We start from the raw sequence: 12,974 nt of genomic DNA, 5'->3' as shown, positions 1-12,974 counted from the left end.
GAGACCATTAACTGGTCTCTTTTTATTTTTCTGTATTAAGTTATTGTTGGTAAAACAAATAAAATCAACTCTGGCGATAATTTATATTTTTCAAAAATAAATCGACAGCATATTCAACCCAAGCACTAATTTCACTATCTGATATTATGTAATTCGGATGTGTAAGACACTTAAGATGCGCATCACTTCGTAATAACGCTAAAAATATATTTGCAGCTATATCCGAAGAAGAGCTTAATTCTATTTCACCATTTTTAGCTGATTTTTCAAGATAACCCGCAATAATATTTGCAAGCCGTTGTGGCCCAACTTCAAAGAATTTTTCGGATAACTCTGGAAATCTTACTGCTTCTGCAATACAAACCCTAAAAAAAGCCAATCCTGAATGCGACAAGATAAAACAAAGATAGGTTTTCCCCATCTCGGTTAAAGCTGACCGTAAATTTTCCGCTTTTGTCTCAACTAAAATAATTTGCTCTTGCATGTTCGTGCATTGTCGTTCAATGACCGCGGCAAACATCACTTCTTTATTTTTATAGTAGCCATACATGGTGGCTTTTGAAACACCCGCCTCTTTTTGAATCATATCTGTTGTTGTGCCACTAAAACCATGTGTCAGAAAAAACTTTGTTGCTGCATCCAAAATTTTTTGATCTTTTTCATTGGTTTTAGTTGTAACAGACATAGTGACCTTATAAAAAATTGAGCGACTTCATTTGTAGTGTAACTCATCGAAAAGTTCAAAATCGAGAATTGACGGCAATTTAATTAAAGAGTAGAGTACCGATCGGTACAGTACAGTAAATATCTGCTCGGTGCAATAAATTGATGCTTAAGATTTAAGGTAAAAGATGAATACAAAACCACTCATCGGTTTAGCAGGTGCAATATTTGCTGCAATGACTGTTGAATTTAATAACCGAATTACCAGCATTACCTTAGTCGACATTCGTGGCGCGATGGGAATTAGTGTCGACTCTGGTTATTGGGTCAACAGTATTTACGCCAGTGCCATGATTATTGGCATGATCCTGTCCACCAGTTGGGCAGTTATTTTTTCAATGCGCAGAGTCCTGCTTTTTGCGATCGGACTTTGCCTCTTCTCTAGCGTTTTAATTCCTTTTAGTCCAAATATCGAAATATTTTATTTATTGCGTGGCTTACAAGGGCTCGCCAATGGTTTAACCATTCCTTTGCTCATGGCCTGTGCGCTTAGATTTTTAGGACCTGATATTCGGCTATGGGGCCTCGCTTGCTATGCATTAACTGCAACTTTCTTTCCTAATTTAAGTGCAGCGCTGTCTGCCTTTTATTTAGATGTTCTTGGCTGGAAAATGATATTTTTCCAAACCATTCCTTTTTGTGCGCTAAGTGCTGCTCTGGTTTATTTTGGGATTCCCCAAGACCCATTAAATTATTCAAGAATAAGAACTTACGACTGGATAGGTGCCCTTTTAGCGATTATTAGCTTAGCCAGCCTCAGCACCATGTTATTGCACGGCAACCATTTAGACTGGTTCCATTCTCAATTAATTTGTGTATTGGCTTTAATTAGTGCAATTACTTTACCTTGGTTTTTTATACATGAATGGCGTTACCCAACCCCATTAATTAAACCGCAAATGCTCGAAATCCGAAATTTTGCTTATGCTGTTTTTGCTCTCTTTTGCTTTGTCATTATTGGTATGTCCACCAGTACATTACCACTGAATTACCTTAGTGCTGTGCATGGCTATAAACCCACTCAGACCATGTGGATTGGTTTACAAATTGCGGCATTGCAATTTATCTATATCCCAATTGTTGTGAAGCTTTTAAATCAAGCTTGGGTGGATAGCCGCTATGTACACGGGTTTGGCTTACTTCTGGTCATCGCAGGTTGCCTAGGTGCAAGTCAACTTGATACTACATGGAATCAAGATCAGTTTTATTTTTGGCATGCCATCTCATGTTTGGGGCAAACCTGTGTCGTGCTCTCGCTCTTAATGATGGGAACAAACAGTGTTCACCCAACCATGGCAATTTATGCATCACCAATGATTAATACTCCGCGTGCCATTAGCGGTGTACTGGGTGTTTGTATTTTGGATTGGATCAATCGAGTGCGTGGCGAATACCATTCAACCCGGCTGATTGAAAATACAGCCCAACATGTTTTCCAAAATATTCAAGGCCCTGTCATTAACCCACTTACTCCACCTGTGCTCACCGCAAATGGTGCAGATCGTGTTTCAGGTGGTTTATCTGCTCTCAACTCTGCGATTCAAGCGCAACAATCAGTTTTAGTGATTAGCGATCAATATCTCATCTTAGCTGGCCTTACCGCTATTTTATTCATCGTGATGTTGATTTTGCCAGTTCGAACTTATCCGCCACGCATTGCTCTCATTAAGTTAATGAATAGTCATAACTCAGGAAAATCTTTATGAGTACTCTCGAAGCCCAAGATACCACCAACACCGAGCCACCCAAGTTAACAAAGGTGCAATATCTCAAAAAGCATTGGGTTATGGTTATCGCATTTATTATTGTTTTAGCATCCATTTTATGGGTTTTAAAACTTATATTTTTACCCTCCTCAATTGTTGAAACAGACGATGCGCGTGTGGATGTCGAGTACTCAACCATCGCCCCTAAAGTATCTGGCAATATTGAAGAGATTTATATTAAAGATCATCAGACCGTAAAAAAAGGCCAACTTTTAGCGCGGATTGATGCACGCGATTATCAAGCTGCTTTGGCTGAAGCTGAATCTAATTATGCAAAAGCACAAGCTGACGTGAGTGAAGCGATGCTGGCTGTTGAGAGACAACCGACTGTTATTCGAGAAACAGAAGCACAGCTTAGAAAAGTAGAAGCTGGAATTAAACTAACAAAAGATAATACGGCGCGTTATGAGCAGTTGCAGGCACTTGGTGCTGAATCTAGATTGATTACGCAACAGTCAAAAACCACATTGACTGAACAATATGCCGACTTGGACAGCAGTAAAGAAAGAGTGATTGATGCACAGTATCAGCTCAACCAATATAAGATTCAGGTACAAGCCAAACAAGCTGCTCTTAAACAAGCACAAGCGGCACTTGATAAAGCAAAACTGAATTTGAGTTATACAGAAGTTCGTGCACCTATTGATGGCATGATTGGTCAAAAGTCAGCTAACGTAGGTAACTTTGTGAGCGCTGGTAATCCATTAATGGTCGTTGTGCCTTTAGACCAAGTCTATGTAGAAGCAAACTTCCGTGAAATTGAGTTAAAACAAATAAAAATTGGACAACCTGTTAATGTCTATGTAGATGCTTATAACGTTGAGCTAAAAGGCGTGGTAGATAGCTTCTCCCCTTCTACTGGCGCATTTTTCTCTCCGATCTCTGCAACCAATGCGACTGGTAACTTTACCAAGATTGTTCAACGCCTTCCTGTACGCATCAAGCTCATTGAAAATCAAAAAGATGTTAAATTATTGCGTCCTGGTTTATCTGTTTTAGTCTCTATTGATACGACTCAAAAATAGACCGACTAGATTTTGAAGTATGAGAAAAAAGAGACCATTTACGGTCTCTTTTTTAATTTATACAAATTCTAAGCTATAAAATTAGCTCAAAGTGGTCACAACTTGAGGTTGTTCTTTTTTAAGATGCTTAACCATTAACAACGAAACCGCGGCACAAAATGCAGGTATCGCTAAAATGCTTAAAATTTCAAAACTGGAGAGATTTAATGACATTAACCAGCCGCCCATAATTGACCCCACAATCGATCCTGAGCGCCCTACTGCATTGGCCCAACTTACCCCTGTTGCACGGCAATGTGTTGGATAAAAACTAGATGCAAAAGCGTTTGCTCCCACTTGTGATCCACTAATTCCAGCACCTACCCCAAACATGGCAAACATCAATAAAGCTGTATTTGCCTGTTCAATTCCAAACCCTAAACAAATCAGGAAAAAACCACCAAAAACATAAGCCGTACTTAAAATTTTGGTTGCATCCATCTTATCCATCAGTAAGCCCAAGACAATGGCACCAATGGTTCCCCCTATTTGGAAAATTGAAGTCAGCCATGACGCATTGGATAAATTGAAGCCCTCATTGGTCAATAAAGTAGGCATCCAACTTGAAATCATATAAATAATGAGAAGGCTCATAAAAAAGGTAAACCAAATCAAAAAAGTGCCCAAAGCAAAGCCTTTATTAAACAAATCTTTCAAACTTGATTTTTCGACTTCATTAACTGTTGGCACCAAAGTTGGTGTGCTATTTAAATGCGGTGCGATACGGTGAATAATCTTTTCAATTTTCTCGGTGCTCTTCTTTTTAAGTACTAAAAATCGAATAGATTCAGGTAATAAAAAATATAAGAAAGGTACGGTCGCTAAAGGTAATACTCCCCCAATGAGCAAAATACCGTGCCAACCAATATGAGGAAGTAGCTGAGCCGAAAAAATGCCACCAAGAGCGGAACCCACAGTAAAGCCACAGAACATCATGGTCACCAGATTAGAGCGACGAGATGTAGGCGCATATTCAGAGGTTAAAGTAATTGCATTAGGTAAAGCCCCACCTAGACCCAAACCAGTGAGAAATCTCCAAATAATTAAGGTTTGTAAATCTGCTGAAAAAGAGGCAAAAATACTGGCAATTCCAAACATAATTACCGAACCAATCAAAATCGGTTTACGGCCTAATTTATCGGACAGTGGTCCAAAAATGAGTGCGCCTGCCATCAATCCAAATAAGCCAGCGCCAAATAAAGGTGCCAAATCGGTTGCTTGTAATCCCCATTCTGCCTTTAAAGCAGGTGCAATAAATCCAACTGCTGCGGTATCAAATCCATCAATCGCAACAATCAAAAAACACAACCACATGATTAATTTTTGCAAAGACGATAGCGGTATTTCATCAATGAAACTTTGTACGTCTATAGAATTTTGAGACATGAGAGCTCCTTTCGCCAATACATTGGCGTATATGCAATCCTTAGCAAAGGTGCCCAACTGTATTTTTTATTTAGGTTGAGCACCTATTTCAATAAATCAGTTCAATTTGATTTATTTCACATTCACCGTAATGCCAGTCAGTCCAGTAATGTCTGCACGCATAACATCACCTTTTACTACCGCACCTACGCCTTCTGGAGTTCCTGTAAAAATCAAATCACCTGCTTTTAATTCAAATAACGTAGATAAATTGGCAATCGTTTCGGCCACAGACCAAATCAGGTGACTGACATCGCTGTGCTGTTCGGTTTTACCATTTACCGTTAAATGAATATCAGCACTATTGATTTCACCCGTTTGCGTAATCGGATGAATTGGGCCAACTGGTGCAGAAAAATCAAAAGCCTTACCGATTTCCCATGGACGACCTTTTTCACGCATTGCCATCTGTAAGTCACGGCGGGTCATATCTAAACCGACGGCATAGCCATATATATAATTCACTGCATCTTCAACTGAGACATTTTTGGCATCTTTACCAATTGCAACGACCAACTCGATTTCATAATGAAAATTTGAAGTTTCAGATGGATATGGAATATCAACCGCATCTGTATTTACCGGAACAATCGACTCAAGATCATTTGGCTTACAAAAGAAAAATGGTGGTTCACGGTCTGGGTCAAAACCCATTTCACGTGCATGAGCAGCATAGTTACGGCCGACACAATACACACGGCGTACTGGAAATTTATGCTCTGAGCCGTGAATAAATAGACCCGCAGTGGTCATTGGTTCAAAAATAAATGACATGTTAAATTCCTTCTAATAAGTTAATCACGACTCAAAATGCATCGGCCTGCTGTTCAGGTGCTGCTTTTTGAAATGCTTCTAAGGTCATGCAATGTTGGTAAATTTCATTAATGTTTGGATAAGCCGATAAATCGACTTTAAAACGCTCGGCAGAAACTACTTGTGGAACTAAATAGGCATCTGCAATGGTCGGTTGCTTGCCATAGCAGAACTTTTCGCGATTGGAGTCTTGTTCCAAAATATGCTCTAAAGCAGCAAATCCATCCTGAATCCACTTGGCACACCATGTATTGATTTGTGCATCATCCAGCCCTAAGTTCTGGCGTAAATATTCAAGAACACGCTTGTTATTTAAGGGATGAACATCGCATCCAACTAATGCAGCAATCGCACGGACTTTTTCACGACCCAATGCATCTGTAGGCAATAAAGTGGGTTCCGGATATTGTTCTTCTAGCCATTCGATAATGGCTGGACTTTGCAGCAAGTTTCCAGATTCTGTTTCAAGTACTGGTACAAATCCTTGCGGATTTAAAGCTTTAAAAGCAGCTTGATGGTGTTCATTTTTAGCGAGCGAGATATAAGCCGCTTCATAAGCCAAACCCTTTAGGTTCAACACAATGCGGGTTCGATGCGATGTACCGCTACGGAAAAAGCTATAAAGTTTCATGCCACATTCCCTTGATAATTTTTCACTGCATCAAGGCAGTTATTGACATTCCAGCCATATAACCACTCCATTGCATCATAAAAACGTTCAGTAGGACGTCCACGCCACAAATCGTTGCGAACCAAGCGTTGCACACCTTTGGCATGGTAAATTTTGCCCATTTCACGTGAAGACAAAACAATGCGCGCTGTACGTGCCACACGTGCTTTTTGGTAAATATCAAAAGCTTTCAAAATGTCATGGTCGGTAACACGTAACGCTTCACCTAAAGTTACGGCATCTTCCATCGCCATACATGCACCTTGCGCCATATATTGCGTGGTTGGATGTGCTGCATCGCCAAGTAATGTCACACGGCCAAAAGTCCATGTTTCAATCGGTTCACGGTCTGCGGTTGCCCAGCGGCGCCAGCTTTTAGGTAACTCAATCAATTGGCGAGCTTTCGGGCAAATTCCTTGAAAATAAGACAGCACTTCTTCTTTAGAGCCGTCGGTTACGCCCCACTGTTCTTGCTCACGGCTATGGAACGTCACTACAACGTTATATTCCTTTCCGCCGCGCAGTGGATAATGCACAAGGTGACAATTTGGCCCGACCCAAATACTGGCTGCATTCCATTTCAAGTCTTCAGGAAACTCGCTTTCAGGTACTACAGCACGGTAAACCACATGACCTGTAACCAATGCAGGGTCACCCACATAGGTGTCACGCACAACGGATTTAACACCGTCAGCACCGATAAGTGCCTGACCATGATATTGCTTACCATGTTGATCGGTAATCGTTACGCCAGCATCATCTTGGTCAACTTTTTGAATATGACAATTGGTAATGATTTCCAAGTTGCCGTATTTTTTAGCACCTTCGACCAATGAACCATGAATATCGGCACGGTGAATCACCGCATATGGGTTACCAAAACGTTCACGGAATTTTTCATTAGTTGGAATTTTGCCGACCTGATATTCATCAATCGCATCATGCATGACCATATAGTCGGTATAGACCGCTTTACTGCGAGCAATCTCACCAATTCCTAGCGCATCAAAGGCATGAAATGCGTTCGGCCCTAACTGAATGCCCGCACCGATCTCACCAATTTCAGGGGCTTGTTCAAAAACCTGTACCTTAAAGCCTTGTTTTGCCAAAGCAAGTGCAGCTGCAAACCCGCCAATGCCGCCACCAGCAATTAATATCGGTTGTTGAGTATCTGACATGATTTATATCCTTATAAAATATTCTGTTTACTGGCGCTCGCGTACAGAGTACAAACCCAATTTCCGTTGTAGAGGCGCTTCATCTGCAATAAACAAATAACAGGGTTGATCTGAGGTATTGATTAAATCAATATGAGAGAAACATGGCGCACATGCCGTATCTGCTCTATTTAAATTGAAATCTTTCTGATCAATTTTGACTTGAAGCTGACCGTCAATCACATGAAAAATTTGGGCAGTAGAGCGCGGTTGGAGCTGTAACGTTTCATTTGGTCGAAGCATCATTGCCGAGTAACCAATAATATTTTGACAATCATCGCCAGTTTCTGGATTGATGTAAGTCACCTGAACTGGGGCTTGATGGTTTTTATCATCTGCAAGCGCATGCAAAACTTTTTTGGTTTCTTTCCAAGAGTAGCGCATGATCGGATACGAGGCATTTTCACGGGTAAAATGTGCTGTTGGTACAATGCCAGTGCCATAGTGATGGGCATTTCCGGCACTGGTCACTTTTTGGATTTCTCCCGGTTGTACATAAGAAGCTTCTATGTAATAAACCAAAGGTAAGTCCAGTACATCTAACCAAATGACAGGCTCATCGCCATCATGTCCATGTTCATGCCAAAGCCCTGATGGTGTAAGGATTAAATCTCCATGCTCCATCATGCATTTTTGACCTTCAACCGTTGTGTAAGCGCCTTCACCTTCAACAATTAGACGCACTGCATTTGGGGTATGGCGATGCGAGGGTGCCCACTCTTTTGGTAATAAAAGCTGCATGCCCAGATACATAACCGAACTGGCTTTCATATTTTCCAGACCATGTCCGGGATTTGCTAAAACCAACACACGGCGTTCGGCTTTTTCAATCGGTGTTAACTCACCGGCTTCGAGCAATAGAGGTTTAATATTCTGAAAATACCACGCCGTTGCTATCGTCTGCGGCATCGGTTTATGCGGTGGCAATACATTGCGCAAACTTGGCCATAAAGGGACTAAATTTGATTCTTCAAGTTGACCAAGATAATGTTTCGGCAAGTCATCTAGTGTTGCTAACTGTTCCATTGCAGATCCTCTATTTAAGGCCAATTTGTACAAGAATGCTTTGTACTTTTACGGCCGATTCTTCCTTGAACATCAATGTAACAATCGAAAATTGTTGAATCCATGCACAAAAAACAATAGTCTGTATTGATAAAATCAATACAAGGATATTAAAGTGTTTAATCTTGATACTCGGCTTTTACAAATTTTCTTTGAAATTTATAAACATAGCAGTGTGTCTAAAGCTGCTGAACAGCTTGAAATTGGACAGCCGACCTTAAGTATTGCGTTAAATAAATTACGTGAGCATTTTCAGGACCCGCTTTTTGTCCGTATTGAAAATAAAATGCAACCTACTGAGTTATCAAAACAAATATATCCACTCATTGTAGAAATTCTAAACCGACTGAAACTGGTTCAAAACTACAATATTGAATTTGATCCACTGACTTCAAATTATCAATTTAAAATCAGCATGACTGATATTAGTCATTTAGTACTTTTACCAAAGCTAATCAATTATTTGCGGGAGCATGCTCCTAATGTTCGTTTAGAAATTGTACCGATTGATGCCAATACGCCAGTGATGATGTCAAACGGCGATATTGATTTAGCCATTGGTTTTTTACCCCAACTCGAAGCAGGTTTTTATCAGCAAACACTTTTCCAGCAACGTTACATTTGTATTGCCAGTAAAGAACACCCAAGGCTTACAGGCACAACGCTTTCAGACCAAGAATTTCGCCAAGAGCTGCATGTCGATATTTTTGCAACGGGTGGACACTACGTGCTAGAGCATGAGTTACAAAAACTGGGAGTAAATCGAAATATTCTGGTTCGTTTGCCAAGCTATTTAGGTGTGGGTTTAGTTGTGCAAGATACCGATGCCATTGCAACAATTCCTCATTATTTAAGTCAGGTACTTTTAGTCAGAGGTGGCCTAAAAGTCTTAGAACCGCCTTATCATTTTCCAACTTATAGCGTAAAGCAGCATTGGCATGCACGAGTTCATCAAACACCAAGCAACCAATGGTTAAGACGAGTGTGTTTTGAACTTTTTTCTGAATAGAAGATTTAAGTAGATACGATTAAAAAATCTAGTAAAAATAAAAAAGACTTTGCATAGGTGAATAAGATTTCACTACACAAAGCCTTTATAAAATCTTTTTTAATTAATCTAAATTTATGGCAACCGCTCTGGTTGCTTTACGCTTTCGCGTGACGAACAACCCACACACCACCACAAGCGAAGTTACACCTAAAGATAAAGTCGTTTCATAACTATAGGCCGGCGAGAAGAACATATAAGCCAATACACTTAGAATAATAATAATCACAAACCAAGTTAACCATGGAAATAACCACATTTTAAATGGAATTTCCGCTCCAGCTGCTTCTAGTTTATGTCTTAAACGCAATTGTGAGAAAGCAATGACTAAATACACCAGCAAAGCAATTGACCCTGTGCTTGAGAGCAATAAGCTAAACACTTTTCCTGGGAATACATAATTAATAATACAACAAATCAAACCTATAAAAGTTGAAGAGAATACTGCAATTGCGGGAACACCTGCATAATTGACTTTAGTGACTGCTTGAGGTGCTTCATTACGCGTACCCAAACGAAATAACATACGAGAAGATGTATAAATCGCTGCATTCATACAACTTGCAACTGCAATAAACACAACTGTATCAATGATGATTTTAGTCGCCGGAACGTTCAAGCTCATTAAAACGTATTGGAATGTCCCATACTTTTGTAGGTCTGGTGAACGCCAATCAACAAGTGAGACGGCAATAAACATTGAAACCACAAAGAAAAGAATAATACGATACAACACCAGATTGGTTGCACGTCTGATTTTTTGTTTAGGGTTTGATGACTCGGCTGCGGCAATTGATACAATTTCTACGCCAAAAAATGAAAATGCCGTAATTAAGATTGCAGATAAGATTCCGCCCATACCGTGCGGCATAAAACCAGCATTATTATATAAATTGGCAACCCCACTGACATTTTTAGCTAATGGCCAAAAACCTGAAATTGCTAAAACACCAATAATAATGAATCCAATAATGGCAACCACTTTGACTAAGGAAAACCAAAACTCAAACTCACCAAAACTTTTGGTACTAAAAAAGTTAGCTAAGCTTAGAAAGACAATAAAACAAAATGCATAAATAGATACAGAAACGCTTGGAAACCATGAATGTAAAATTTCAGCACCTGCGATGGCTTCTACCGGAATCGCGAGTACCCAAAACCACCAATATAACCAACCTATTGTGAAGCCTGCCCACGGCCCGATCGCTTTACGCGCATAGGTAGAAAATGAACCGGTGTCCGGCTCTAAAACGGCCATCTCACCCAACATTCGCATCACCAGAAAGACCATAATGCTGGTAATTAAGTAAGCAAGAATAACCGCTGGGCCAGCCTTGGCAATTGCAGAAGATGAACCGACAAATAATCCTGCACCAATAACACCGCCAATACTAATCATTGTGATATGGCGATTTGAAAGTCCTTCGCCTAATTTTTTTGTTCTATCATTATTCATATTTCAATCCTTAAAAATATATCCATATAAAAATCTATTACATGTTTGAAAATCCTACGGTAATGAAAAAGGGAAAACTGATGTCTTCCCCTTGTTGCAATAATTAATTTAGAGTTGGCATTGAAAATTGTTTTGCTTCACGGACTTGTGCAGATGGCCAGCGTTGCGTAATGGTTTTACGGCGTGTGTAAAAACGGACACCATCTGGACCATAAGCATGTAAATCACCAAATAACGAACGTTTCCAACCACCAAAACTATGGTAAGCCACAGGTACAGGTAAAGGCACATTAATACCCACCATACCAACTTGAATATGACTACTAAAATAACGTGCGGCTTCCCCATCACGCGTATAGATACAAGTACCATTGCCGTATTCATGATCATTAATGAGTTGCATTGCTTCTTGCATCGAGTCAACACGCATGACTTGTAGTACAGGCCCAAAAATCTCTTGCTGGTAACTGGTCATATTTGGTGTGACTTGATCAATTAAAGTTGGTCCAACAAAGAAGCCTTTTTCATAGCCTGCTGGTTTCGCATCACGGCCATCTACCACAATTTTTGCGCCTTGTTGTTCTGCACTTTGAATATAGGCCTGCACTTTATCTTTATGTGCTTGGGTAATCAGTGGGCCAAAATCATTGCTTGCATCTGCATAGTGACCGAACTTCAATTTTTTCATTTCTTGAGTTAATTTATCAATCACGACATCGGCAACTTCATCGCCAATAGCAACCGCAACTGAAAGTGCCATACAGCGCTCACCTGAAGAACCAAAAGCTGCGCCTAATAATGAAGTGACCACATTATCAATATCGGCGTCGGGCATAATAATCGCGTGGTTTTTTGCACCGCCTAATGCTTGGCAACGTTTACCCGTTGAAGTCGCTGTACGGTAAATATATTCAGCAATTGGAGTGGATCCCACAAAGCTTACAGCTTGAATGCGTGGATGATGCAACAAAGCATCTACCGCTTCTTTGTCACCATTGACCACATTAAACACACCGTCAGGTAAACCTGCTTGTTTTAATAATTCTGCAAGGTATAAAACCACAGAAGGCGCTTTTTCAGAAGGTTTTAAAATAAAGCAGTTACCGCAGACCAACGCCATTGGGAACATCCACAACGCCACCATGGCTGGGAAGTTAAACGGTGTAATACCAGCGACAACACCTAGCGGTTGGAACTCGCTCCATGAGTCGATATCAGGACCAACATTTTTTGAAAACTCCCCTTTTAAAAGCTCTGGTGCACCGCAAGCATATTCAACATTTTCAATGCCACGTTGAAGTTCACCTTGAGCATCATGAGAAATTTTACCGTGCTCTTGCCCAATCAAAGCGCAAATCTTTTCGGCATTTTGTTCTAATAATTGTTTGAACTTGAACATGACACGCGCACGTTTAATGACTGGCGTATCTCGCCATGCAGGAAAAGCTTGTTCGGCGGCTTGAACGGCTTCATTCACTGTTTGCGCATCAGCGATTTCAACTTCTTTACTCATTTCACCCGTTGCAGGATTGTAAACTGGCTGTTTTCTTGCCGATTTAGATACAATACTTCCTTGAATGAAATGCCCTAGCACTTTTTTGGCTTGTTCGCTATGCGTACTATTTTCATTTGAAACTTCGTCATAGCTAAAATTTTCTAGGCCATTTGTCATTGGTGTTACTCCTTACAAATCGGTTTTCAGATCAAACTGTATTTTTCATTTGGAT

Annotated in this window: 11 protein-coding genes; 3 read left to right on the top strand and 8 right to left on the bottom strand. The window is 40.3% G+C overall.

Going from position 1 to position 12,974, the window contains the following annotated elements; all coding sequences use genetic code 11:
* Positions 1–64: 64 nt before the first annotated feature.
* On the bottom strand, positions 65–685 hold the full coding sequence (locus tag OD757_RS18190) for a TetR/AcrR family transcriptional regulator (RefSeq protein ID WP_263032763.1): 621 nt from the start codon (positions 683–685) through the stop codon (positions 65–67).
* 166 nt (positions 686–851) lie between these two features.
* Between OD757_RS18190 and OD757_RS18185 the strand changes: the two genes are divergently transcribed.
* A complete protein-coding gene (locus OD757_RS18185) occupies positions 852–2,429 on the top strand; it encodes an MFS transporter (protein ID WP_263032762.1) in 1,578 nt (525 codons plus the stop codon).
* Positions 2,426–3,514 (top strand): HlyD family secretion protein, encoded by a 1,089-nt coding sequence (locus OD757_RS18180; protein WP_263032761.1) that lies wholly within the window; start codon positions 2,426–2,428, stop codon positions 3,512–3,514. Before OD757_RS18185 ends, OD757_RS18180 begins: the two co-directional genes overlap by 4 nt.
* An 81-nt stretch (positions 3,515–3,595) precedes the next feature.
* Here the strand turns inward: OD757_RS18180 and OD757_RS18175 are convergent, their stop codons facing one another.
* The 5 genes from OD757_RS18175 to OD757_RS18155 all read right to left on the bottom strand — a co-directional run bounded on the left by OD757_RS18175 (position 3,596) and on the right by OD757_RS18155 (position 8,704).
* Positions 3,596–4,939, bottom strand: a complete 1,344-nt coding sequence (locus OD757_RS18175) for an MFS transporter (RefSeq protein WP_263032760.1) — start codon at positions 4,937–4,939, stop codon at positions 3,596–3,598.
* Positions 4,940–5,050: 111 nt separating this feature from the next.
* Complete coding sequence (locus OD757_RS18170; protein WP_263032759.1) at positions 5,051–5,752, bottom strand: fumarylacetoacetate hydrolase family protein; 702 nt, start codon at positions 5,750–5,752, stop codon at positions 5,051–5,053.
* Positions 5,753–5,783: 31 nt separating this feature from the next.
* Positions 5,784–6,422 carry a maleylacetoacetate isomerase gene (gene maiA, locus OD757_RS18165; protein ID WP_263032758.1) on the bottom strand — a complete coding sequence of 213 codons (639 nt, stop codon included), beginning with the start codon at positions 6,420–6,422 and terminating at the stop codon, positions 5,784–5,786.
* A complete protein-coding gene (locus tag OD757_RS18160) occupies positions 6,419–7,639 on the bottom strand; it encodes a 3-hydroxybenzoate 6-monooxygenase (RefSeq protein ID WP_263032757.1) in 1,221 nt (406 codons plus the stop codon). The genes maiA and OD757_RS18160 overlap by 4 nt, the downstream gene beginning before the upstream one ends.
* A gap of 27 nt (positions 7,640–7,666) precedes the next feature.
* Entirely contained in the window at positions 7,667–8,704 is a 1,038-nt protein-coding gene (locus OD757_RS18155; RefSeq protein ID WP_263032756.1) for a cupin domain-containing protein, read from the bottom strand.
* A gap of 154 nt (positions 8,705–8,858) precedes the next feature.
* Here OD757_RS18155 and OD757_RS18150 point away from each other — a divergent pair, with 154 nt between their 5' ends.
* The gene (locus OD757_RS18150) at positions 8,859–9,752 is read left to right on the top strand and encodes a LysR family transcriptional regulator (protein WP_263032755.1); all 894 of its coding nucleotides are present in this window, start codon (positions 8,859–8,861) and stop codon (positions 9,750–9,752) included.
* A gap of 103 nt (positions 9,753–9,855) precedes the next feature.
* On the opposite strand, the gene OD757_RS18145 is transcribed toward OD757_RS18150, so the two are convergent.
* Together OD757_RS18145 and OD757_RS18140 are read right to left on the bottom strand one after the other, a co-directional pair.
* Entirely contained in the window at positions 9,856–11,247 is a 1,392-nt protein-coding gene (locus OD757_RS18145) for an amino acid permease (protein WP_263032754.1), read from the bottom strand.
* Positions 11,248–11,350: 103 nt separating this feature from the next.
* On the bottom strand, positions 11,351–12,919 hold the full coding sequence (locus OD757_RS18140) for a CoA-acylating methylmalonate-semialdehyde dehydrogenase (protein ID WP_263032753.1): 1,569 nt from the start codon (positions 12,917–12,919) through the stop codon (positions 11,351–11,353).
* Between the last annotated feature and the right edge of the window lie 55 nt (positions 12,920–12,974).

The organism is Acinetobacter sp. AYS6, from assembly GCF_025630795.1.
Taxonomy (GTDB): domain Bacteria; phylum Pseudomonadota; class Gammaproteobacteria; order Pseudomonadales; family Moraxellaceae; genus Acinetobacter.
Note: the sequence above shows the minus strand (reverse complement) of the source record. Positions and strands in the feature narration are given on the sequence as shown.